The following is a 21,047-nucleotide window of genomic DNA, read 5'->3' as shown; positions in this document are numbered from 1 at the left end:
GGGCTGGCCTCTGGCCAGCGTAGGCCAGAGGCCTACCCATAGTCGTCACAAACGAAGACGTTTGCGACAGAACTACTAATTAAAAATACAGAAAGTCTTGATACCTGTGTCCTGATACCTGATACTCCAAAAATTTAAAAAAATATGGCTACCGCAGAAATTTCGTTACCTGTTTCTAAAAAGAAAGCCTCTGAAAAGGTATATGTACCGGAACCATCGGTTCCTACTTCCGACTGGAACGGCTGGGAGAAAACTGCTTTCCGCTTTTTCTTTATTTACTTTTTCATCCAGGCCGTACCGCTCGATTGGAAGTATTTTCGGAATCTGTTTTCCATTAATTGGCTCGATTTGCATTTCCGGGATATTTTTTATTTGAGCCGGTACACGCCGCAGTATTTCGCTACGCCCGAAAATGCCACGGGTTGGGGCCTTAATTCTTTCGCCGATTGGGGTGTGGTTCTGGTTATTGCGGTTATAGGAGCTGTTATTTGGTCCACGGTGGACCGCAACCGCAAAGAATACAACCAGCTCTACTATTGGCTGCGGGTTATTCTGCGCTACCGGTTGGCGATAGGGTTGATTGCCTACGCTTTTTTAAAAATTTACCCCATGCAGTCGCCGATTCCTTCGCTCAGTAACCTGAACACGCATTACGGTGATTTTAACGCCTGGAAAATTTTCTCGCTGACCTTAGGAATTGTGCCGGATTACCAGTCGTTTCTAGGTTTGGTAGAATTACTGGCCGCAGGGTTATTGTTTTTCCGGAAAACCGCTTCTATTGGGGCTTTTCTGGTGCTGCCGTTTACCGGTAACGTGTTTATGTCGAATTTGGCTTACGAAGGCGGCGAGTACGTGTACAGTTTTTACCTGATCACCATTGCCTTGTTTTTGTTTGCTTACGATGGCAAACGGCTTTTTACTTTACTCACGCTGGAGCAACCAACGCTCCCGAACCGGTTTCATCCGAAATTTACCGATCAGCAAAAAAGTGCGCGGCTGGTTTTAAAAAGCGCCTTTGTATTCGTGTTTGTAATGCTGTATGGCTATAAAACCTACGCTGTTTACCATAAAGAAGGCTCGTACCACTTCCCGAAAACCGCTGGTTTACCCGGCGCCACGGGCTTGTACAACGTGAAAGAATTCCGGGTTAATAACCAGGTTTTACCTTATTCCGTTACCGACCCCATTCGCTGGCAAGACGTGGTTTTTGAAAAATGGGCCACCATCAGCATCCGCTCGAACCAAAAAGCTCCGCTGGAAGCAGCCAAAACCGAAGAAATATTCCTGAACGACCAGGACCGCCATTACGAAGAAGCCGGTTCCGGTGGCCGCCAGTACTATTCCTATCAGGTTGATGCGGCTAATCAAACCTTAATTTTGCAGAACAAAAACCAAAATCGGCCGAACGATAAATTAACCTTGGAGTACGAACGGCCCAACGCGAACCAGATTATCTTATCCGGAACAAACGAAAAAAAGGAACCGGTTTACGTGGTGCTGGAAAAAATAAATAAAAAATACCTGCTCGAAGAAGTGGAGCGCGAAGGCCGCCAAAAGCCCATGAAGTTGTAGTTTCCTGAGTTTAGCTAAAAATATTAAAATTATGTCGCCAATAGAAACGATTGATACCGTAGAACGGCCCACCCCTATTGCTAGCGGTAATAGTAACGGAACCCTATCCAATGCGCCAATTATTGCGGAGTGGAAAACCTACCAGAAAGTAGCCTTCCGGATCGCTTTTATCTTTTTTGTTTGCCTGAGTATTCCGAACGGGGTGGAATGGTACAAACAAGTGGCCAATATGGACTGGACCAACCTCCATTACCGCGACTTGTACGATATTGCCCGCTTTGGTTCCGGAATTGATTTGTTCGGCAACACCATATTCGGGAGCAAACTAAATGGTTACGCCAATTGGATTTTCACCTTTTTAGTAGCCGTGGTGGGCGGATTAATCTGGACCTTTGTGGATGCCAAAAGAATCTCTTCGCCGAAAAACTACAACCTGCTGTATTATTGGTTGCGCGTAATCGTGCGCTACCGGGCGGGAATTGGTATTATCGGGTTTGGTTTTACCAAATTGCTGCCGGTGCAAATGCCGTATCCTTCGCTGGGTTTACTGGAAACCAATCTGGGTGATTTTACCGCTCAGAAAATTTACTGGTTATCCATCGGTATTGTGCCGTGGTACCAGATTTTCGCGGGCGTAGTAGAGGTAGCCGCCGGTACTTTGTTGTTTTTCCGCCGTACGACTACTTTAGGAGCCATTTTGTTATTCGGAGCCCTGGGTGATATTGTGTACGTGAACTTTGCTTACGATGGCGGCGTGCACGTGTACAGTTCGTATTTTGTATTGCTGGCCGGTTTCCTGATTATCCACGATATCCCCAAAATTTACCGCTTGCTTATTCAAGAGCGGTTTACGGTACCGGTAAATTATTATCCGGCCTTTGCCCAAACTTGGCAAAAGTTAACTCGCATTGGTTTAAAAGCCGGCGTGATCGTGTTATTTCTGGGCGTGTTGTTTTATTTGCAGCTCATTAACTTTTTGTACGACCCTTATAAGCAACCTTCCACGGCTGGCGTGAAGAAATTACGCGGTACCTATCACGTAACGGAATTCCGGATTAACAATCAATCGCTGCCGTTTTCCCCGGAAGACTCGGTACGATGGCAAGACGTAACTTTCGAAAAATGGACCACCCTGACCTACAAAGTAAACCGGCCTTTGCCTCTGGATTTATCCAACGGCGGCGGCGACCCGATGCGCGATATTAACCGTACCTTCGAGATTTCCGGGGTGGGCGGCGGTCGGCGTATTTTTCACTACCAGGCCGATACGGTGAACCAGGTTTTGTATTTGCAGGATAAATATTTCCCCTTCCAGGGCCGCCGTAACCGGGCAGCCGGCGTAGGGGGCGATGGCGGCCAAAATAACTCGAATACCCAGCAGAAGAAAAAAGAGGCCGCGCCGGTGTACGATGATAACTGGATCCCGAAAGAAGCTTTGGCCAACATTGGCGACGAAAATTTAAAAATTGATAAAAGAGCCGCTTCTACCCGTCGCGACCGCGAGTTTGTCGAAGCTCCTAAAAACGAAAAACGCAACCGCATGATTCTAAAATATTCTACTACCGACGGTTCCCGGGTAATTTTAACCGGCACCGACGATAAGAAAAACAACGTGTACATTGTCCTGGATAAAGCTAACAAACAGTATGCTCTTTCCGAAAGTACTTTAGAGGCGGGTAAGTATTAGTAATTTTTGAACAGAAAGGTAAACTACCCTTATCCCTCCTTGTCCCAAGAGCGAAACTTTTAGAACAAATCCGTTCAAATGAGAACAATTTTTTAAATTTATTTACATCCATGGCGCGGATTTACTTCCGCGCCATGGATGTAAATAAATCTGCAGAACTAAAACTTAAAATTGGAATTCTAAGCTTCCCGCCCGAGATAAAGAGGGGCAGGAGTGGTTGATTTTTCAGGATTAAAAATTTAAAAAATCAAGCAGCTTTCGGTGGCAGGTAAACAAATGTTACTTAAAACAGGTTAATACCGGACCAGATTAAGAGAATAGCGGAAGGATAACGTATATTGCTTTCGCTATTCTAAATATTATAAACAGTGACGAAAACAGATTTTGATGCCGTAATAGTGGGTTCCGGGCCCAATGGATTAGCCGCCGGTATCCGGTTGCAGCAAGCCGGGCTTTCGGTATTACTAGTTGAAGGCAATAACACGATCGGGGGCGGATTACGGTCGAAAGAATTAACTTTGCCCGGTTTCGTGCATGACGTTTGCTCGGCCATTCACCCCATGGCGGCCGGTTCGCCTTACATGAGCACCTTGCCGCTGCACGAACACGGCCTGGATTTTATTTACCCGGAAATTGCAGCCGCGCACCCTTTTGATAACGGCACCGCCGCGGTTTTAAAAAAATCGATAACAGAAACAGCTGAATTGTTGGGGGCAGATAAACAGACTTACCTCAGTCTGATGGAGCCTACCGTGCGGGACTGGCCTAAGCTGGCCCCGGATGTTTTAGGGCCTTTGCCTATTCCCAAATACCCGATTGCCATGGCGGAGTTTGGTTTAAAAGCCTTGCCGCCGTCTACTCTCTTGGCCAAACGTTTCCGGACCATGGAAGCCCGGGGGCTTTGGGGCGGAATGGCGGCGCACAACATTCAGCCCTTAAACAATCTGGCTACTTCGGCCATTGGGTTGGTTTTAATGGCCGTGGGACACTTACGGGGTTGGCCAATTCCTAAAGGAGGTTCCCAGCAAATGGCCAATGCCATGGCTTCTTACTTTGTCTCGTTAGGCGGGAAGATTGAAACAGGTTACTATGTAAAAAAATTAGAACAGCTGCCTTCTGCAAAGGCGGTTTTGCTGGATGTAACGCCGCGGCAGTTACTAGAAATCGCGGGGCATCGCTTTTCGTCGATTTATAAATGGCAACTCAATCGGTACCGCTACGGCATGGGCGTTTTTAAAATTGATTGGGCTCTGGATGGTCCGATTCCGTTTACCGCCCCCGAATGCCGGAACGCCGGCACCATCCACATCGGCAATACCTTCGAGGAAATTGCGGCCACGGAAAAGCAAAGTGCCAGCGGGCAGCACCCCGATAAGCCATTCGTATTATTAGCGCAGCAAAGCTTATTTGACCCAACCCGGGCCCCGGCCGGCAAGCAGGTGGCCTGGGCCTATTGCCACGTACCCAACGGCTCCACGCTCGACCGGACCGAAATAATCGAAAAACAAGTAGAGCGTTTTGCACCCGGTTTCCGCGATTTAATTATTGGCCGCAGCGTAATGAATACCGCCCAGATAGAAGCGTATAACCCCAATTACATTGGCGGCGACATTAACGGGGGCGTTATCGACGTACAGCAATTGTATACGCGACCAGTTATCAGCCTTTCACCTTATCGCACCTCGGCCAAAGGAATTTATATCTGTTCTTCTTCCACGCCGCCGGGTGGGGGGTACACGGCATGTGTGGGTTTCACGCAGCTAACCGGGCTTTAAAGGATGTTTTTAAAATTAGTAAAGTATAAAAGTTATTGTGCATATGGTCAACCACCCCTGTTTCTCCTAATCTTAGGAGGGGCGCTTTCCTATAGCCGCACTATGGCGCGGAAGTTACTTCCGTGCCTTTTTTAACTTAGGAAAAAGCAGCCATTTCTAATATAGAATAAGCAAGTCACGGAAGTAACTTCCGCGCCATAGGAGAGAAATAGAACAATTTTCCGGTAACGCTTACACCTGGTCACAGCTGCTTGTTGCATAGCTACGTTACAAACCGGTAATTGATACCTGGTAAATGGTAAATGTAAAAAGCTGCCTCTCCTTCCCTGTTTTTAGGGAAGGTGCCCTTTAGGGCGGAAGGGTTAATCCCTAAACTTTAAACAACTTTCATAAGAAATAATAGCGAAAGTGACAACTATGCAATAGATTTGTCTACTAGTTCTATATACATAAAAGAAAATTTAAAAATTTATGTCGTCAACCCAAGCAACAGTTACTTCTCCGCCCAAAACCCGGTTTGCCGTTTCGGAAGATTGGACCGTCGTTATTTTAGGAGGATTAATCATTTTGTTAGCCATTGCGGGATTTCTACTGCCGGTACCGGTATTTGGCTGGAGTAATCCGGCGGAATTAACCGCGAAAGTTTTAAATGCCGGTAACCTGGGCATTATTGCTTTGCAGTTTTTGCTGGTTTTTACCATTGGTGGATTGGGAGCCAGCCTCATTGGGAAACCTTTAAAATCGTATTTGCTCGTTTTCCCGGTGGTCTATGTACTAACCATTCTGGCCTTAATTCTGGCGGGTAACCAGCAGGTAAAAGCCTTAAACCTGGAAGCCGTTATTTTTAGCCTTTCCATCGGTTTGATCATCGGCAACTTTTTTAAATTACCCGATTGGTTTCGCTCTACGCTGACGACGGAGTTATTCGTGAAAATTGGTTTGGTGCTGCTGGGCACCAGCGTTATTTTCTCGGACATCTTAAAAGCGGGTTCGTTGGGTTTAATTCAGGCTTTGCTGGTAGTCGTATCGGTGTGGTACCTGGCTTACTGGACTTGCAAAAAACTAAAAGTAGACGACGAACTCACCATGATGATTTCCAGCGCGGTTTCTATTTGTGGGGTTTCGGCGGCAATTGCTACTTCAGGGGCTATTAAGGGTGATTCCAAGAAGCTGTCGTACGTGATTTCGATGGTGTTAATTACGGCCATCCCCATGATGATTTTTATGCCCTACGTGGCGCAGTATTTTAACTTTCCGCAGGAAGTTACCGGCGCCTGGTTAGGCGGCAGCATTGATACCACCGGAGCTGTGGTTGCCTCGGGTACGCTGGTGGGCGAAACGGCTTTAAAAATAAGCACGATTGTAAAGTTTTCGCAGAATGTGTTACTCGGTTTAGCGGCTTTCGCTATTTCGGTTTACTGGACCTACACCAAACATCCCAATTCCCAGGAACCAAACAGCAAGCCAACGTTAGGGGTTATCTGGGAGCGTTTCCCAAAGTTCGTGTTAGGTTTTATCGGGGCTTCCTTGCTTTTTTCTTTCTTCATCTCGCCCGAAACTACGGCTCAGGTAAAAGACAGTTTAAAGAATTTGCAAGGCTTGTGGTTTGCCTTGGCTTTCACCAGCATTGGCTTGGAAACTAATTTTGCCGATTTGTTTAACAAGCAAAGCAAAAAGCCTCTTTACGCTTTCCTGATTGCGCAAACCTTCAATATTTTTATTACGCTGGTAATTGCCTTTGTCTTGTTTGGAGGTAAGTAAAGAGCAGATTGAATAATTGTAATCAACTTAAATTTAAAAAAATCTGTCATTCAGGAGGAAACTATTTAGCTACGTAGCCGAATAGTTTCCTCCTGAATGACAGGAATTTATTTTCAATTTATTGCAAGCGTAATTGCTTATTAAAACAAGTAAATAGAAATAAAAAAGCCTGAGAATTATCTCAAGATAATTCTCAGGCCTGGATTAAAAATTTTAAAAATTTAAATGCTGTTGGCTCCTTTGGTGCCACCGCTTTGGTCGGGGTTGGCGTGACGGCCTTGGTTGGGGCTATCGTCTTTTTTAGAATGCTTCAGCTTGGTGCTTTGGCCTTTGTCTTTATTGGTTTGAGACGTGTTCTCATCCTCGTGCATGTCTTTATTATGTCCTTTGGTCATGGCAAAAAGCTTTTAAGTGGAAGATAAATGATTCACTCTTTTAGTTACGGCTGCTACTGGCTTGTGTTTGTTTAATTCCGACAAATAAGTTGGAATAGGGAGAATAGTAAGGGTTGACGAAGAAAATAACTTCAGAAAACCTAGTTAAGTGATATTCAAGATGAAACTTAATGTTTGCAGCGTCAACTGATTAACTACGGAAAAGCAGAAAATTGTATTGAAAACTAGCTTGGTTATAAAAGCAAGCTATCGTCCTAAACAGTTAATGGAAAATTTAAAAATTTTAAAAAATTCGGGCTTCAACTGGCTTTTAACCGGACTGATTTTGTTAGGAGCAGCCTGTACCCGTTCCCTAACAGCAAATAAATCTACTGCCACTGCTGTTGTTCCATCAACCCAAGTAACAAAAGCTGATTCCGCCAATTGGCCTGTTAGCTTTGGTTTTGGAAAACCGGCCACTGCTCAGGAAATAGCCTTATTGGATATAGATGTGCGGCCCGATGGAAAAGGATTACCCGGCGGGTCAGGAACGGTACTGGCTGGTAAGGCCGTTTACGCCGTGAAATGTGCGGCGTGTCACGGAAAAACCGGCGTGGAAGGACCGAATAATCGCTTGGTTTCGGTTGCAGAAAATGAAACCGCCGGAGCAGAAACCAGCAAAGAAAAAACCATTGGCAATTACTGGCCTTACGCCACCACCTTGTTCGATTATATCCGAAGAGCCATGCCGTTTAATGCGCCGGGTTCTTTAACCAACGAAGAAGTGTATGCCTTAACGGCTTTTCTGTTAAATGCCAACAAAATTATACCTTCCGAAGCCAGTATTAATGCCGAAACCTTGCCCAAAGTTGTGATGCCAGCCCAAAAGCTTTTTGTGCCCGACGACCGGAAAGGTGGACCGGAAGTGCGTTAAATCAAGCACGCACAGAGTTTGTAGCAAGTTGAAAATTTTAAAAAATTAAAAAATTATTAAAGTGAAGTCGGAAACGGAAGATACGCCTTTGTTTCATAAACCGCTGAGTCGCCGGAAATTGCTGGGCGGAGCGGCAACTGCGGCGGTAGTATTGGTACAAACTGCGGTTGGCAAAACCGTGCAGGCGGCCATACCGGAAGCCGCCGTAATACCGGACGATCCCACCAAAAAACAAGGGCCCTTGCCCAGTGAGTTAGGCACCCGGTCGGGGTACGAAAAGCCGGTCCGGAAACCCTCCGACACGTCCTCGCGCACGCCTTTGCAGGATTTGTACGGCACCATTACGCCCGCCGACTTGCATTACGAACGGCACCACGGCGGTGTGCCCACCATCAACCCGGAGGAGTACGAATTGTATATTCATGGTCTGGTAGAGAAGCCCATGAAATTCACCTTAAAAGATTTAAAGCGGTTCCCGGCTTTTTCCCGGATTTGCTTTTTAGAATGTTCGGGTAATTTCCGGAGCAACCCGGTCGGTAAAATTACGCCCCAGGAAATTGCCGGTTTAACCAGCCAAAGCGAATGGACAGGCGTGCTGCTTTCCACGTTGTTCCGGGAAGTAGGCGTAAAACCCAATGCCACCTGGTTTCTGGCCGAAGGTTCCGATGCTGCCGTCATGACCCGCAGTATTCCGGTAAAAAAAGGCTTGCAGGACGGGATGATTGCTTACGCCCAAAACGGCGAAGCTATTCGTCCGGAGCAAGGGTATCCGGCCCGCTTGTTTTTACCCGGTTGGGAAGGCAATACCAGCGTAAAATGGTTGCGCCGCCTGGAGTTTTCGGATGCACCGTTTATGACGCGCGAAGAAACTTCTAAATACACCGAACCCGTAAAAGACGGCAAAATCCGGCAGTTTAGTTTCGATATGGATGCCCGCTCGATTATTACTTTCCCGGCTTACCCGGTGCAGGTAGAAAAAGGCTGGATTGAAATACGCGGGATTGCCTGGAGCGGTCGGGGCAAAATTACGAAAGTAGAAGTAAGCACCGACGCCGGTAAAACCTGGCAGCTCGCCCGTTTGCAGGATCCCGTGCTGGATAAAGCCCATACCTATTTCCGGCATTTGTGGCAATGGAACGGCAGCGAAACCGAAATCATGAGCCGGGCCGTCGACGAAACCGGTTATACCCAACCCACCTTTAGCCAATTAGTTGCCGCCCGCGGCGATAACAAAGGGGGCTACCATTTCAACCCCATTACTACCTGGCTGATTCAAAGGGACGGACAGGTTTTAAACAAACCGGAAAAATAAAACACTATCTTTCCGGATAAACAGAAGTTACACCATGAAATTAGATATTCTGGTTTTTTCGGCGCATCCCGACGATGCGGAAGTAGGTTGCGGGGGTACTATTTTAAAACAAGTAGCGCTCGGCGATAAAGTGGGCATGATCGATCTGACCCGTGGTGAACTGGGAACGCGCGGCTCCGCCGAAATCCGGGCGCTAGAAGCGTTAGAAGCAAAAAGATTATTGGGTTTGCAGGTGCGCGAAAACTTATGGATGCGGGATTGTTTTTTCGTGATCGACGAAGCCCATACCATGCAGATTATCCGGGCGGTACGCAAATACCAACCGCGTATTGTACTGGCAAATGCGCCCCACGACCGGCACCCCGACCATGGCCGGGCCTGTAAATTAGTAACCGAAGCCGCTTTTATCGCGGGCTTACCGCAAATTAAAACCGAACTCGACGGCGAACCCCAGGAAGCCTGGCGCCCCGAACTGGTACTGCAATACATCCAAAACACCTACATCAAACCCGATATTCTGGTGGATATTACCCATTACTGGGATTTAAAATTAGCCGCTATCCAGGCCTATCGGAGCCAATTCTACCACCCAGAATATAATGAACCCGCCGTAACCTATATTTCCGCGCCCGATTTTTTTCTCATTCACGAAGGCCGCGCCCGGGAATTTGGCAAGTACATTAACGCCCCGTTCGCCGAAGGCTTCACGTGCCAGCGGTTTCTGGGCGTAGATAATTTGCAGCATTTGCGGTAAGAAGAAGATCAAAACAGTTGTTTTTAGATTTTTGTAGAATGCATTGGGCTGCTTTCAAACAAAAAAATTTAAAAATATCTGTCCTTCAGGAGGAAACCATTTTGCTACGTAGCGAAATAGGTTCCTCCTGAATGACAGAAAAATTACTATTCTATAATTCTCAAACCGCTTCTACAATAGAACTAGCCAGTTGATATAGCTCCGGATGGCCTTTATCCATTTGGGCTAACACGCGTTTCTTCTCTTTCAGATAAACTTTAGCAAACGCGCCTCCGTGTGGAACAATAGATGAGGTATTATCAATCAAATCAGCGTATTTAATGGTTTGCGCTTCCGGTGAAATTTCCCACAGCCGGGCGGCTTCCAGTTCTTTTCGGGTTTTTCGGTTAAACTGAGGGAAAGCTTCCGCGGTAAACACATCGGTTAATTCTTTTACTAAAAAACAGATATAATCACTGTCGGCTTCTGTTAGGTTAATGCCTATGAAAAATTGATAAAGCTCCACTACGGTACACTTTGTGTCTTCCAGTAAATCATGGCATAAAGCCGCCATCACCATGCGGCTATCTTGGGTATACTCTTTTACTTTTAATGCTACCCTAATTAAATGGTTTACATAAGGTTCATGGGTATACTTTCGCTTTTGTTGACCATGTTTTTCGGTTACGAAGGCAAGTACTTTTAGCTCTGTTTCGGTAAACTGGTTATTTAACACTATTGCCTCCATGTTGCTGCATATAGTTTAATTTTTAAATTTTATTAGAATTTACGTCAAATTCGTACGTGAAGACACAGATAATGGGCAATACCACGATGCGGGACTTAATGCCGCCATTTGTGTCTTCACAAACGGCTTCAAAGTCTTTTTGCGTAAGCTATATTCCAAATAGCTCAAATTCTGGCAGCAAATGAGGATAACAGCAAAACAGCTATGGCCTTTTTAGAAATAACGGCTATTGCCAGGTGCTGGATAATTTCTGAACTTGTAAAATTGCGGTATTTAACCTCAATAGGTATATACTTTTAAAAAAGACCAGGTATACCAAAAAATTATTTTATCGAATCTCCTTTTAAGGATAGTATATAACTAACCATTAATCTGGCTTCCGCCATAGATACTTTGGGGTGAGCACTCATGGAAGCATTGCCCCATGAACCCTTTCCGCCGCTTATTACTTTTTGCGCCAGCAAATCTATATAAACAGGTTGCGCCGGATACCTTTCGGCAATAGCCTTAAACGCCGGACCTACCGAATCTTTGTCTTCTTTATGGCAGGTATAACAATCGGAGTAGGCGATCAATACTTCTCCCTGCTGGGCTGTCTTTATGGGTATGGGGTTACTTTCTCCGGGAATTTTCCGGATATATTCTATTCTTCGCTGGTGGTGGTTCACCTCCGGTTTATTGGGTTTATTGCAGGCTGTCCACCACAAGCTGTTGAAAAACAAACCGTACGGGATTAGCCAGTTAACCTTTCTTAATCTATTCCTCACAAATATATACTATCGAGCATAGTTGCGTGGTTTTAATATAGTCAAAATAGCTAGTTATCAGGTAGTATAATTAAAAAGGTGACCGGATTACAACCACCAGAGATATAAAAATTTAAAAATTGATGAGTTAAAATAATTAAGTCTATTAATTCTATAGACATTATTTGTTTTTTCAAAAGCAGCTTTTATATTTGTCGCAGAAGGGCAGAGCAGAAAGAATAGGCTTACAAATACGTCGCAGTGGCTGAGTGGCTAAGCAAAGGTCCGCCAGATCTTGTACAACGGTTCGAGTCCGTTCCGCGACGCGAAAATTATTTACTTTTTAAACAAATAGCTATGGCACTGCGCATTGGCGAAATTGCTCCCGATTTTAAAGCGGAATCCACGCAGGGAATTGTTTCTTTTCACCGGTATATTCAAAACCACTGGGCCATTTTATTTTCGCATCCCAGCGATTTTACCCCGGTTTGTACTTCCGAGTTAGGCATGGTGGCTAAACTAAAAGCAGAATTTGAAAAACGCCAAACCAAGGTTTTGGGCATCAGCGCCGGCACCCTGGAGTCGCATAAACGCTGGATTTACGATATTGAAGAAACGCAGCAAACCACCGTGGATTTTCCGGTGATCGCCGATCCGCACAAAAAGGTGGTTCACTTATACGACATGATTCATCCTTTTTTCAGCCACACCGAAACCATCCGCTCCGTGTTCATTATTGGCCCCGACAAACGGATCAAGAGCATCTTAATTTATCCGGCCAATACCGGTCGTAATTTCCAGGAAATTGTGCGCATGATTGATTCTTTGCGGCTAACCGAAAGCTTTGACGTGGCTACTCCCGCTAATTGGGAATACGGCGAAGAATGTTTAATCCTGCCGGCGGTTAAAGACGAAGAACTAGCCACCACTTTCCCGAAAGGATATAAAATAGTAAAACCGTACCTGCGCACTACCCCGCAGCCTAGTTAAAACTGGTAAAAAGCCGCGCCAGCCGGCAAGCAAACTTCCTGGATTAAACGGCGCGACTATTAACTATCACCTAAAACGCATAATACTATGGTTACTGTAAAAACATTTACTTTCGAGTTCCTCCTCATCGACAAAACCAGTGTAAAATTTAAAATTGTTCTGTGTTGATAGATCGGTGTAATCAGTCTATGGTACTCGTTTTGGGTGCCTCCAATTCTTGTAGTCGGGTTATGTACAATCCCGGGTATCTAATTAAATATAAAGCTCTGCAATACTATTGCTAATGGCCAAATCAGTCTGGCAAACAATGCTTGTTTTAACTTTTAATGATTTTAACGAATGCCTATGCGATAAAGTACAGATAGATAAATATTAATAATTACCGGTGAGAAGTGGTTTGCCGGTAAAAATTTAAAAAAATAGCTTTCCCGATCACAAGACCTCTGGACCAGGCCAAGAATCGGGAAAGCCGGTAATAAATTGTTAACCCAAATTACGTAAATTATGAAAAAACTACTACAAAAGAGTAGTAAGTTATTGCTATTGCTTGTTCTTTCGGAATCAACATCCCTCGCTTCCGAAGCTGTTTTTGCTCCGGATTTGGCTAAATCCAGAAGTGTGTTCAAATTTAAAGCTGCCTTTAATGAAAATGTATCGGGTACAGTAATTACGGAATCCGGCGAACCTTTAATCGGGGTTTCGGTGCTGGTTAAAAACACGAATATCGGTACCACAACTGCGGCGGATGGAAGTTTTCAGTTGGCCGTTCCGGACCCAAACAGTGTGCTGGTTTTTTCATTTATTGGCTACGTAGCTAAAGAAATACCTCTTAAAAATGAGAAAAATTTAAAAATAACGCTGCAGGAAGATACCAAAGCCTTGAACGAAGTTGTGGTGGTGGGTTACGGTACCCAAAGCCGGAAAAGTCTGGTTGGCGCGATTACCACCATTAACCCCGCCGAAACCAAACAAACCCCGGTGGCCAGCTTCGATGCGCAATTGCAGGGGAAAGCCGCCGGCATCCAGGTGAATACGTTTTCCGGCACCCCCGGCGAAGGCGTGAAAGTACAAATCCGCGGAACTGCCTCCATTAATGCCAGCAACGACCCTTTGTACGTGATTGATGGGGTGCTGGTAAATAATAACTCACTAGCATCTATCGATTTAGGAAATAAAAAAACTTCTCCTTTAGCCGACATCAACCCCGCCGATATTGAAAGCATGGAAGTTTTAAAAGACGCCAGTGCCATTGCCATTTACGGCTCCCGGGGAGCCAACGGCGTTATTCTGGTTACCACCAAGCGCGGCGAATACGGAGCTGGCAAGCCCCGATACAGTTTAGATGTTTCGCAGGGTTGGCAGCAAGCTGATAAAAGCCGGTTGTGGGAGTTAACTACCGGCCCGGAACACGCGCTGCTCGTGAACGAGCAATGGATCAACTCCGGGATAGATAAACCCAGTTTAAACCAAACGTACGCCAACCGGCCTTTCCGCCCGAAAGAAGAAGTCATTAACGGGGTTCCCGGCCGCGGCACACCCGAAGAACAGCAAACTTATGACCGCATGAGCAGGGTTTTCCGGACGGCGCAAACGAAAAACTACGATTTAAATATTCAGGGTGGCAGCGAAAATATCCGGTACAATTTAGGCGCGGGTTACACCAACCAGGAAGGAATTTTGAAACCGGCCAAATTTGAACGGGCCAGCTTTAAACTTAACTTGGATACCAAGCTCAGCAAAAAAATAACGTTTAGTTCCAGCAATGGGGCCTACCGCTCGTTCCGGCAGCAGGTTAGGGGCGGGGCTGGTCAGCAAGCCGGGCATTTACTGGCCGCGCTGCACCATCCTACTTATTTGCCGCTCACCAATCCGGATGGTACGCCCGCCCGGGGTTCCATTTACGAAAACATTGATAATTTAACCAATACCGATATTACCAATATTTCTACCCGCAGCATTCGCTACATTGGTAACCAATTTGTGGAAGTGGCCATACTGCCGGGGCTTCGTTTTAAAACTTCGGTGGGCTTGGATTATAACCATTATAACGAGCGCGAGTTTTTTAACGACCAAACCATTATTGGAGGAGCGCCTAATCCGCCGGGGTACGTGAACGAGGTTTTTACCAATCTAACCTTACTGCAAAACGAACAAACCTTAACCTATAATTTAGATTTAGGCACCAAACACGCCATTACCGTTTTACTGGGTAACAGTATTCAAGGCACCACGCAAACAGTTGCTGCGCAAACCGGGTCTGGTTTCCCTAATAACTCTTTTCAGCAAATATCGGCGGCTTCCATTCGCACCTCGGAGCAACGGAAATCCAAGTCTACTATTTCTTCTTTCTTTGGCCGGATTAACTACAGTTTTGCCGATAAGTACTTTTTGGAAGGTTCTCTGCGGGCTGATGGTTCTTCTAAATTCGGGGCAAATAATCGCTGGGGCTACTTTCCCGGCATTGGGGCTTCGTGGCGCCTGAAACAAGAAGATTTTCTGCAGGACTTAAACCAGTTGACCGAGTTAAAGCTGCGCGTGAGTGCCGGTTCGGCGGGTAACCAAAACGGGATTAACGATTACGCTTCCCGCGGTTTATGGACGGGCATTGCCCAGTACCCGGATAATTTAACCAGCGGTCCCAAACCCGGCATTGCTCCTTCGCAACTCGAAAATCCAGATTTAAAATGGGAAAAAACCACCACCTATAACGCTGGCCTGGATGTAGGATTATTCGCTAACCGCTTGCTCGTAAATGTGGATGCTTACTACAAATACACTACGGATGCTTTATTGTACCTGCCGGTACCATCGTCCACGGGTTACGGCAGCACGTTGGCCAACGCCGGCGAAGTAAGCAATAAAGGCATTGAACTCGGCATCTCTACGGTAAACATCCAAAACCAGGTTAACGGCTTTAGCTGGACGTCTAATTTTAATTTGGCCCGGAACGTAAACCGCGCCGAAAAGCTGGTGAGCCCCATTACCTTCGAAGCCCGCGAATACCGCCGCACCCAGGAAGGCGCTGCATTAGGCAGTTTCTGGTTGTATAAGCAATTGTACGTCGACCCCGAAACCGGTAACGCCGTGTTTGACGATGTCGACAAAGACGGTAAACTCACCCAGGCCGACCGGCAACTACTAGGTAATTTAATTCCGAAATTCTACGGCGGTTTTACCAACACTTTTTCTTATAAAGGCTTTGATTTAAACGTTTTACTCACCTACCAGTACGGTAACTCAGTTTTTAACTTTAACAAATACATTCTGGAAGGCGGCGGTACCCGCGATGCTTCCCGCTCTATCCTGAAAAGCCAACTGGACCGCTGGCAAAAGCCGGGTGACATTACCAATACGCCGCGGGTAACCAGCGTGGGGAACAACTACAACATCGAGCAAAACAGCCGCTACCTGGAAGATGCCTCTTTTGTACGGGTAAAAACCGTTACGCTGGGCTACACCCTACCGCAAAGCTTAACCAACCGCTTAAAATTAAACAAAGTCAGGCTATACGCCTTGGGTACCAACCTCTGGATTGCTACCAAATACACCGGCGCCGACCCCGAATCATCGGGTAGCGCGGGGCAAAACCTGGATGGCTTAGATACGGCTACCCCGCCGCAACCCCGCGGACTTCAATTTGGCGCGAACCTTACTTTTTAAATTTTTTTATCATGAAGAAGCTACTTATCTGGCCGGTGCTTTTTGTAAGCATGCTGCTATCATCTTGCGAAAATTACCTGGATGTAGAGTCGTACGACCGGGTATCCGACGAAAATACCATCTTCGACAAAGCCTCGGCCGAAACCGCCGTGCGGGGCGCTTACCGTTCTTTAGCCAGCTTAAACTACAGCAGCGGTTTCCAAAATACCATTCTGCAATCGGGCGGCGATGTGCGGTCGTTAAACAATGCCCAAACCGACTTAAATGTAATTAACTACGATTTGCGTTCGGATATCGGGTTTTTATCGACGTACTGGGCCAACTTCTACAATACCATTAACCGGGCGAACCACGTCATTGAAAAAGTGCCGCTGGTGAATGATGTAAAACTCACCCCCGATTTAAAAAACCAGCTTCTGGGCGAAGCTTATTTTATCCGGGCGTATTCGTATTTCGATTTGGCCCGGGTATTCGGCAACGTGCAAATTTTCCTGACGCCCACCAAAGTAGTAGCCGATAAACTGGGTGTTTCCAAAAGCTCCCAGGCCGAAGTATATGCCCAGGTACTAGCTGATTTAAACCAGGCCGAAACTTTTTTACCCGCCACGGTCGTCCGGAACCGGGCTACCAAATTCACGGTTTACGCACTCCGCGCCCGATTACACCTTTACCAGAGTAATTGGGAGGCCGCCGAAAACGACGTGAACCGTATTCTGGCTAATACCAGTTACCAGCTCGTGAAGCCTTTTAGTTTAGCCGCGGGTACCCCGGAGTCGGTGCTGGAGTTTTCGTATAGCGTTACTGATTTAAATACCGGTTATGGTTTATGGAATACGAGTAACCGGCAACTGGAGCCCAAAGCCGTCATTCACAACTTGTTAAACGACCCAACCGTAGGCGGCGACCGGAAAATTTTATCGGTGCAAAATGCCTTGGGTCAGTTTATCGGGGGTATTTACCCAACCAATACTTCCGCCGCTTATGGCATTCGTACCGCCGAATTGTATTTAATACGGGCCGAAGCCCGCGCGAAAAAAGCTAATCCGGATGTAGCCGGAGCCTTAAGTGATTTAAATGCGGTACGGGCCCGGGCCAATGTGCCGAATAGTACGGCCCTTACTCCCGAAGAAATTACCCTGGCCATTGAGAACGAACGCCGCGTAGAGTTTGCTCTGGAACCGCATCGCTGGTTTGATATTGTGCGGACCGGAAGAGCACCCGTAGTTTATAACCTGAATGATCCGAATAAATACATCTTCCCGATTCCAGCCGGAGAAATCCTGGCAGATCCTGCTTTAACCCAAAATCCCGGTTACGGCAATTGATTTTTTAAATTTTTGCCTATAGTAGGAGATTTAAATTTTAATTCTATCGCGAGCGTCCACGCTCGTGATGATGATCGTCCGGCCTCTGGCCGGTTGGAACTTGCCGGCTGATTTGCTTTAGGGAAAGCCTATTGGTTCGCCCGGCCGGAGGCCTACCACATGGTTAGACACGAGCGAAGACGCTCGCGCCAGGAGCATAGCTCAGTTTGCGAAAATTTTAAAAATATTTAAAACATAAAATGGAGTACTTGTTTATGAGCAGTATACAACCAAATACCAATTCACTTTGGGAGAAAGGGCGACGCCACTTTGGTAGCATTATTAAGCCCAACCAACCCAAACCAGAATGGAAACCTTGGGAAAAGTATTTGTTTCGTTTCTTTTTCCTTTTTCTCAGCTTACTCATTCTGCCCCTGGATTGGAAAATTTACCGCGATTTTTTTGCCATCGACTGGGCGCACCTGCACTTTCACGATCTGTTCCGGTTGTCGCGTTACCAAAATCAGTTTATTCCGCCGGAGCATTTACCGCAATGGGGCTTCGGCCAGTTTGCCAATTGGGCGGTGGCCCTGGTAGTGGCTTTATTGGGGGCGGTAATCTGGGGTCGGATAGATGTTAACCGGAAAGAATACAGCGTTTTGTATTACTGGTTGCGGGTAATGGTGCGCTACCGTTTAGCCCTTGTTTTAATAACTTATGGCTTTATAAAACTCTTCCCTTTACAAATGCCGTTCCCGTCGCTGAGTAATTTATTTACGAATTACGGCGATTTTTTTGCCTGGAAAATTTACTTTCAAACGGTAGGCATTGCGCCAAAATATCAATCGTTTCTGGGTTTTGTCGAGATCCTGGCGGCTTTTTTACTATTCAACCGACGTACCACTACTTTCGGGGTAGGTTTAATTTTCGGCTTTATCGGGAACGTAGCGGTAGTAAATGGCTTGTACGATGTGGGCGAGCAGGTCCTCAGTACGTTTATTGTGTTGCTGGCGGCCTTTCTATTGGCTAACGATGTGCCCCGGTTATACCGTTTATTAATCGAGGAAGGACCTACCTACGCGAACAAAATTATTCCTGATTTTTCGGACAAAGTACTAAGGAACTTCCGGTTGGGTTTAAGAAGTGCCTTTCTGGTGTTTGTGGCGCTTTTCGCTTATAAAACTTTTAGCAACTACGTCACCGATCCCTATAAAATTCCGCGGACGCCCGGCCTGAAAAATGCTTACGGCTACTACCGGGTGCAAGAATTTATTTTAAACCAGGACACCATTCCGTATTCCAGAACTGACCCGAACCGCTGGCAAGACGTTATTTTTGAAAAATGGTCGACTTTAACCATTAAAGTAAATCGCCCGGTAAAAATTGATTTTACCAGCGCCGAAGCCGTCCACGAAAAAGACATTGACCGCAACTACGAACTAGCCGGTCATGCGGGCCGGCATTATTTCTATTACGAAGCCGACACGGTAAACCATCGGTTGGCCCTCCAGAATAAAAATAAAAACCACCGCTCCGAAAAGCTCTTTCTGAATTACCAAAGACCCAACGATAGTACCCTGGTGCTCTCCGGCATTAACGAAAATCAGGATTCCATTCGGGTAGTGCTCAGCAAGGTAAATAAAAAGTACATGTTCTTCGAAGGGCGGCGCAAAGCGGTAAAAATTTAAAAAATTGAACTTAAAGAGACTATTATGGCAGTAAACGAATTAAGCCTGGAAACTCCTTACGTGGAGAAGTTGCCCCCTGTGGCGAAACCGCCCGCCGAAGGAAAGAAACCGAAAAGTTGGACAAACGTTCAGAAAATTGCATTCCGGATCGCTTTTCTGTACATTCTTTTTTTATGCATTCCCACGTATCCTAAGTTTTATACGGATTTGCTGGAGCTGAAATTCTCCAAAATAACCTACCACAATTGGCAAAGCATTGTGGCATTCTGGCCGCCGCAAATCGTTTTAATCGAATCGGAGGAAGGCGTATTCGGCATACTTAATTACATCAACCTGATTTTGGTTTTTGTGGGAGCCGTCATCGGTGGCACTATCTGGACTTTACTCGATAAAAAATCGACCCAATACAGCAAATTGTATTATTGGATTCGGGTGCTGGCACGCTACCGCTTAGCGTACGGCATGGTGGGCTGGGGCTTAAAAAAAGCCTTCCCGATGCAAATGGTTTACCCCACCGTGGGCATGCTCAATACGCCCTTCATTGATTTTGCCGAAAAAAAACTATACTGGTCGCACGTGGGTATTTCTTTTGAGTATACGGTGTTTCTGGGTTTTGCCGAAATTGTTCCGGGTTTATTGCTGCTCTACCGCAAAACCGCGGTGCTCGGAGCGGCTTTAGCGGCGGTAGTAACTTTTAATATTTGCATTGCCAACCACGCCTACGATGCCGGGGTAGCCGTACCGGCTGCTTACTTTGCCATCATCGGCATATTTATAGCCTGGTACGATTTGCCTAAAATCTGGAACCTGCTGGTGAACGAAAAAGATATTCTGCAGCCTTACCGCTTTAACCCCGTTTTTACCGAAAAATGGCAGAAATACCTGGTAAACGGCGTAAAATGGACTTTTAATATGGTGTTTGTTCCGGTAGCGGCGGGTTTGTGGGCCTACGGCTTTTTCAACGGCAACAATTATAATATCCCGAGTACGCCCGGTTTGCCCGATACCAAAGGTCTGTACAATGTTACGGAGTTTCGTTTAAACAACCAGGTGCTCCCGTATTCCCCAACCGATTCTATCCGGTGGCAGGATGCTATTTTCGAAGATTGGTCGTCGTTAAGTTACCGCACCAACCGCGGCGCTATTGCTGACCGCATGATTGGCTACTCGCCTTTGCGCGTGAAAAACGATAAAAAGAACACCAAGCTAAACCAGGTAAATACCCAGGATTCCGATCAGCTCGCCAAAAAGAAACTGAACCGCGATTTAGGCGTAACCCGTTGGGAGGTGGGCGGCATGGCCGGCGAGCGCCGTTACTTCTTTTACCAGGCCGATCCTGAAAAACAAGTATTGCATTTACAGAATAAAAATAAAAACCACGCCCAAGAAACCCAGGAATTACACTACCGCCGCCCCAGTGCTAACCGCATTGTTTTAAGCGGCCGCAATGAGTTTAACGATTCTATTTACGTGGTGCTGGATAAAGTAGAGAAAAAGTACCCCTTGGTGGAAGGAAGGCAAACTACGCTCAGTTCATTTTAAGGGAGAAGGAGTAGTTTCACCTTCTGCTATCGCGGGCGTCCTCGCTCGTGAGGTTCATGGTCCGGCCTCTGGCCGGAGGTAAGTTATTGCGGAATGGCTATTAAAAAAGTACATCGGTTTTCCCGGCCGGAGGCCTACCAAATTTTAGTCACGAGCGAGGACGCTCCCGACAGTTACACATAACAGTACAGAACTACTTTGGCTTCGAGGTAGAAGAATGC

14 protein-coding genes, 1 tRNA gene and 1 pseudogene are annotated in these 21,047 nt (G+C 46.3%); 13 read left to right on the top strand and 3 right to left on the bottom strand.

What is annotated here, in order from left to right; genetic code table 11:
• The first annotated feature begins 144 nt into the window (after nucleotides 1–144).
• The 4 genes and pseudogenes from AHMF7616_RS13925 to AHMF7616_RS13910 all read left to right on the top strand — a co-directional run bounded on the left by AHMF7616_RS13925 (nucleotide 145) and on the right by AHMF7616_RS13910 (nucleotide 6,795).
• Nucleotides 145–1,572 (top strand): DoxX family protein, encoded by a 1,428-nt coding sequence (locus tag AHMF7616_RS13925; RefSeq protein ID WP_233507553.1) that lies wholly within the window; start codon nucleotides 145–147, stop codon nucleotides 1,570–1,572.
• A gap of 31 nt (nucleotides 1,573–1,603) precedes the next feature.
• On the top strand, nucleotides 1,604–3,259 hold the full coding sequence (locus AHMF7616_RS13920) for a hypothetical protein (RefSeq protein ID WP_233507552.1): 1,656 nt from the start codon (nucleotides 1,604–1,606) through the stop codon (nucleotides 3,257–3,259).
• 368 nt (nucleotides 3,260–3,627) lie between these two features.
• Nucleotides 3,628–5,063, top strand: a pseudogene (locus AHMF7616_RS13915) (phytoene desaturase family protein).
• A gap of 442 nt (nucleotides 5,064–5,505) precedes the next feature.
• Nucleotides 5,506–6,795, top strand: coding sequence for a YeiH family protein (locus tag AHMF7616_RS13910; RefSeq protein WP_115373438.1), 1,290 nt, complete (start codon nucleotides 5,506–5,508; stop codon nucleotides 6,793–6,795).
• Nucleotides 6,796–7,016: 221 nt separating this feature from the next.
• Here AHMF7616_RS13910 and AHMF7616_RS26715 read toward each other — a convergent pair whose 3' ends face one another.
• Entirely contained in the window at nucleotides 7,017–7,190 is a 174-nt protein-coding gene (locus tag AHMF7616_RS26715) for a hypothetical protein (protein ID WP_182412163.1), read from the bottom strand.
• 265 nt (nucleotides 7,191–7,455) lie between these two features.
• On the opposite strand from AHMF7616_RS26715, the gene AHMF7616_RS13905 reads away from it, so the two are divergent.
• From AHMF7616_RS13905 to bshB1, 3 genes are all read left to right on the top strand, one after another.
• Nucleotides 7,456–8,103 carry a c-type cytochrome gene (locus tag AHMF7616_RS13905; protein ID WP_115373437.1) on the top strand — a complete coding sequence of 216 codons (648 nt, stop codon included), beginning with the start codon at nucleotides 7,456–7,458 and terminating at the stop codon, nucleotides 8,101–8,103.
• 61 nt (nucleotides 8,104–8,164) lie between these two features.
• Entirely contained in the window at nucleotides 8,165–9,415 is a 1,251-nt protein-coding gene (soxC, locus tag AHMF7616_RS13900; RefSeq protein WP_115373436.1) for a sulfite dehydrogenase, read from the top strand.
• 34 nt (nucleotides 9,416–9,449) lie between these two features.
• Nucleotides 9,450–10,169: a bacillithiol biosynthesis deacetylase BshB1 gene (bshB1, locus tag AHMF7616_RS13895; RefSeq protein ID WP_115373435.1), complete on the top strand. Its 720-nt coding sequence runs from the start codon at nucleotides 9,450–9,452 to the stop codon at nucleotides 10,167–10,169.
• Between the two features lie 160 nt (nucleotides 10,170–10,329).
• Here bshB1 and AHMF7616_RS13890 read toward each other — a convergent pair whose 3' ends face one another.
• A complete protein-coding gene (locus AHMF7616_RS13890) occupies nucleotides 10,330–10,896 on the bottom strand; it encodes an HD domain-containing protein (RefSeq protein WP_115373434.1) in 567 nt (188 codons plus the stop codon).
• A 323-nt stretch (nucleotides 10,897–11,219) separates the two neighbouring features.
• Nucleotides 11,220–11,618 carry a c-type cytochrome gene (locus AHMF7616_RS13885; RefSeq protein WP_199474228.1) on the bottom strand — a complete coding sequence of 133 codons (399 nt, stop codon included), beginning with the start codon at nucleotides 11,616–11,618 and terminating at the stop codon, nucleotides 11,220–11,222.
• 279 nt (nucleotides 11,619–11,897) lie between these two features.
• On the opposite strand from AHMF7616_RS13885, the gene AHMF7616_RS13880 reads away from it, so the two are divergent.
• The 6 genes from AHMF7616_RS13880 (at nucleotide 11,898) to AHMF7616_RS13855 (ending at nucleotide 20,826) form a co-directional block, all read left to right on the top strand.
• Nucleotides 11,898–11,968: transfer RNA gene (locus AHMF7616_RS13880), tRNA-Gly, on the top strand.
• Nucleotides 11,969–11,999: 31 nt separating this feature from the next.
• Nucleotides 12,000–12,632, top strand: a complete 633-nt coding sequence (locus tag AHMF7616_RS13875) for a peroxiredoxin (RefSeq protein ID WP_115373432.1) — start codon at nucleotides 12,000–12,002, stop codon at nucleotides 12,630–12,632.
• A gap of 504 nt (nucleotides 12,633–13,136) precedes the next feature.
• The gene (locus AHMF7616_RS13870; RefSeq protein ID WP_115373431.1) at nucleotides 13,137–16,292 is read left to right on the top strand and encodes a SusC/RagA family TonB-linked outer membrane protein; all 3,156 of its coding nucleotides are present in this window, start codon (nucleotides 13,137–13,139) and stop codon (nucleotides 16,290–16,292) included.
• Between the two features lie 11 nt (nucleotides 16,293–16,303).
• Nucleotides 16,304–17,617, top strand: coding sequence for a RagB/SusD family nutrient uptake outer membrane protein (locus AHMF7616_RS13865; RefSeq protein WP_115373430.1), 1,314 nt, complete (start codon nucleotides 16,304–16,306; stop codon nucleotides 17,615–17,617).
• Between the two features lie 239 nt (nucleotides 17,618–17,856).
• Nucleotides 17,857–19,284, top strand: coding sequence for a DoxX family protein (locus AHMF7616_RS13860; RefSeq protein ID WP_233507550.1), 1,428 nt, complete (start codon nucleotides 17,857–17,859; stop codon nucleotides 19,282–19,284).
• A gap of 24 nt (nucleotides 19,285–19,308) precedes the next feature.
• Nucleotides 19,309–20,826: a hypothetical protein gene (locus AHMF7616_RS13855; RefSeq protein ID WP_115373429.1), complete on the top strand. Its 1,518-nt coding sequence runs from the start codon at nucleotides 19,309–19,311 to the stop codon at nucleotides 20,824–20,826.
• Nucleotides 20,827–21,047: the final 221 nt, after the last annotated feature.

Source organism: Adhaeribacter pallidiroseus, from assembly GCF_003340495.1.
In the GTDB taxonomy this organism is placed as follows: Bacteria; Bacteroidota; Bacteroidia; order Cytophagales; family Hymenobacteraceae; genus Adhaeribacter; species Adhaeribacter pallidiroseus.
Note: the sequence above shows the minus strand (reverse complement) of the source record. Positions and strands in the feature narration are given on the sequence as shown.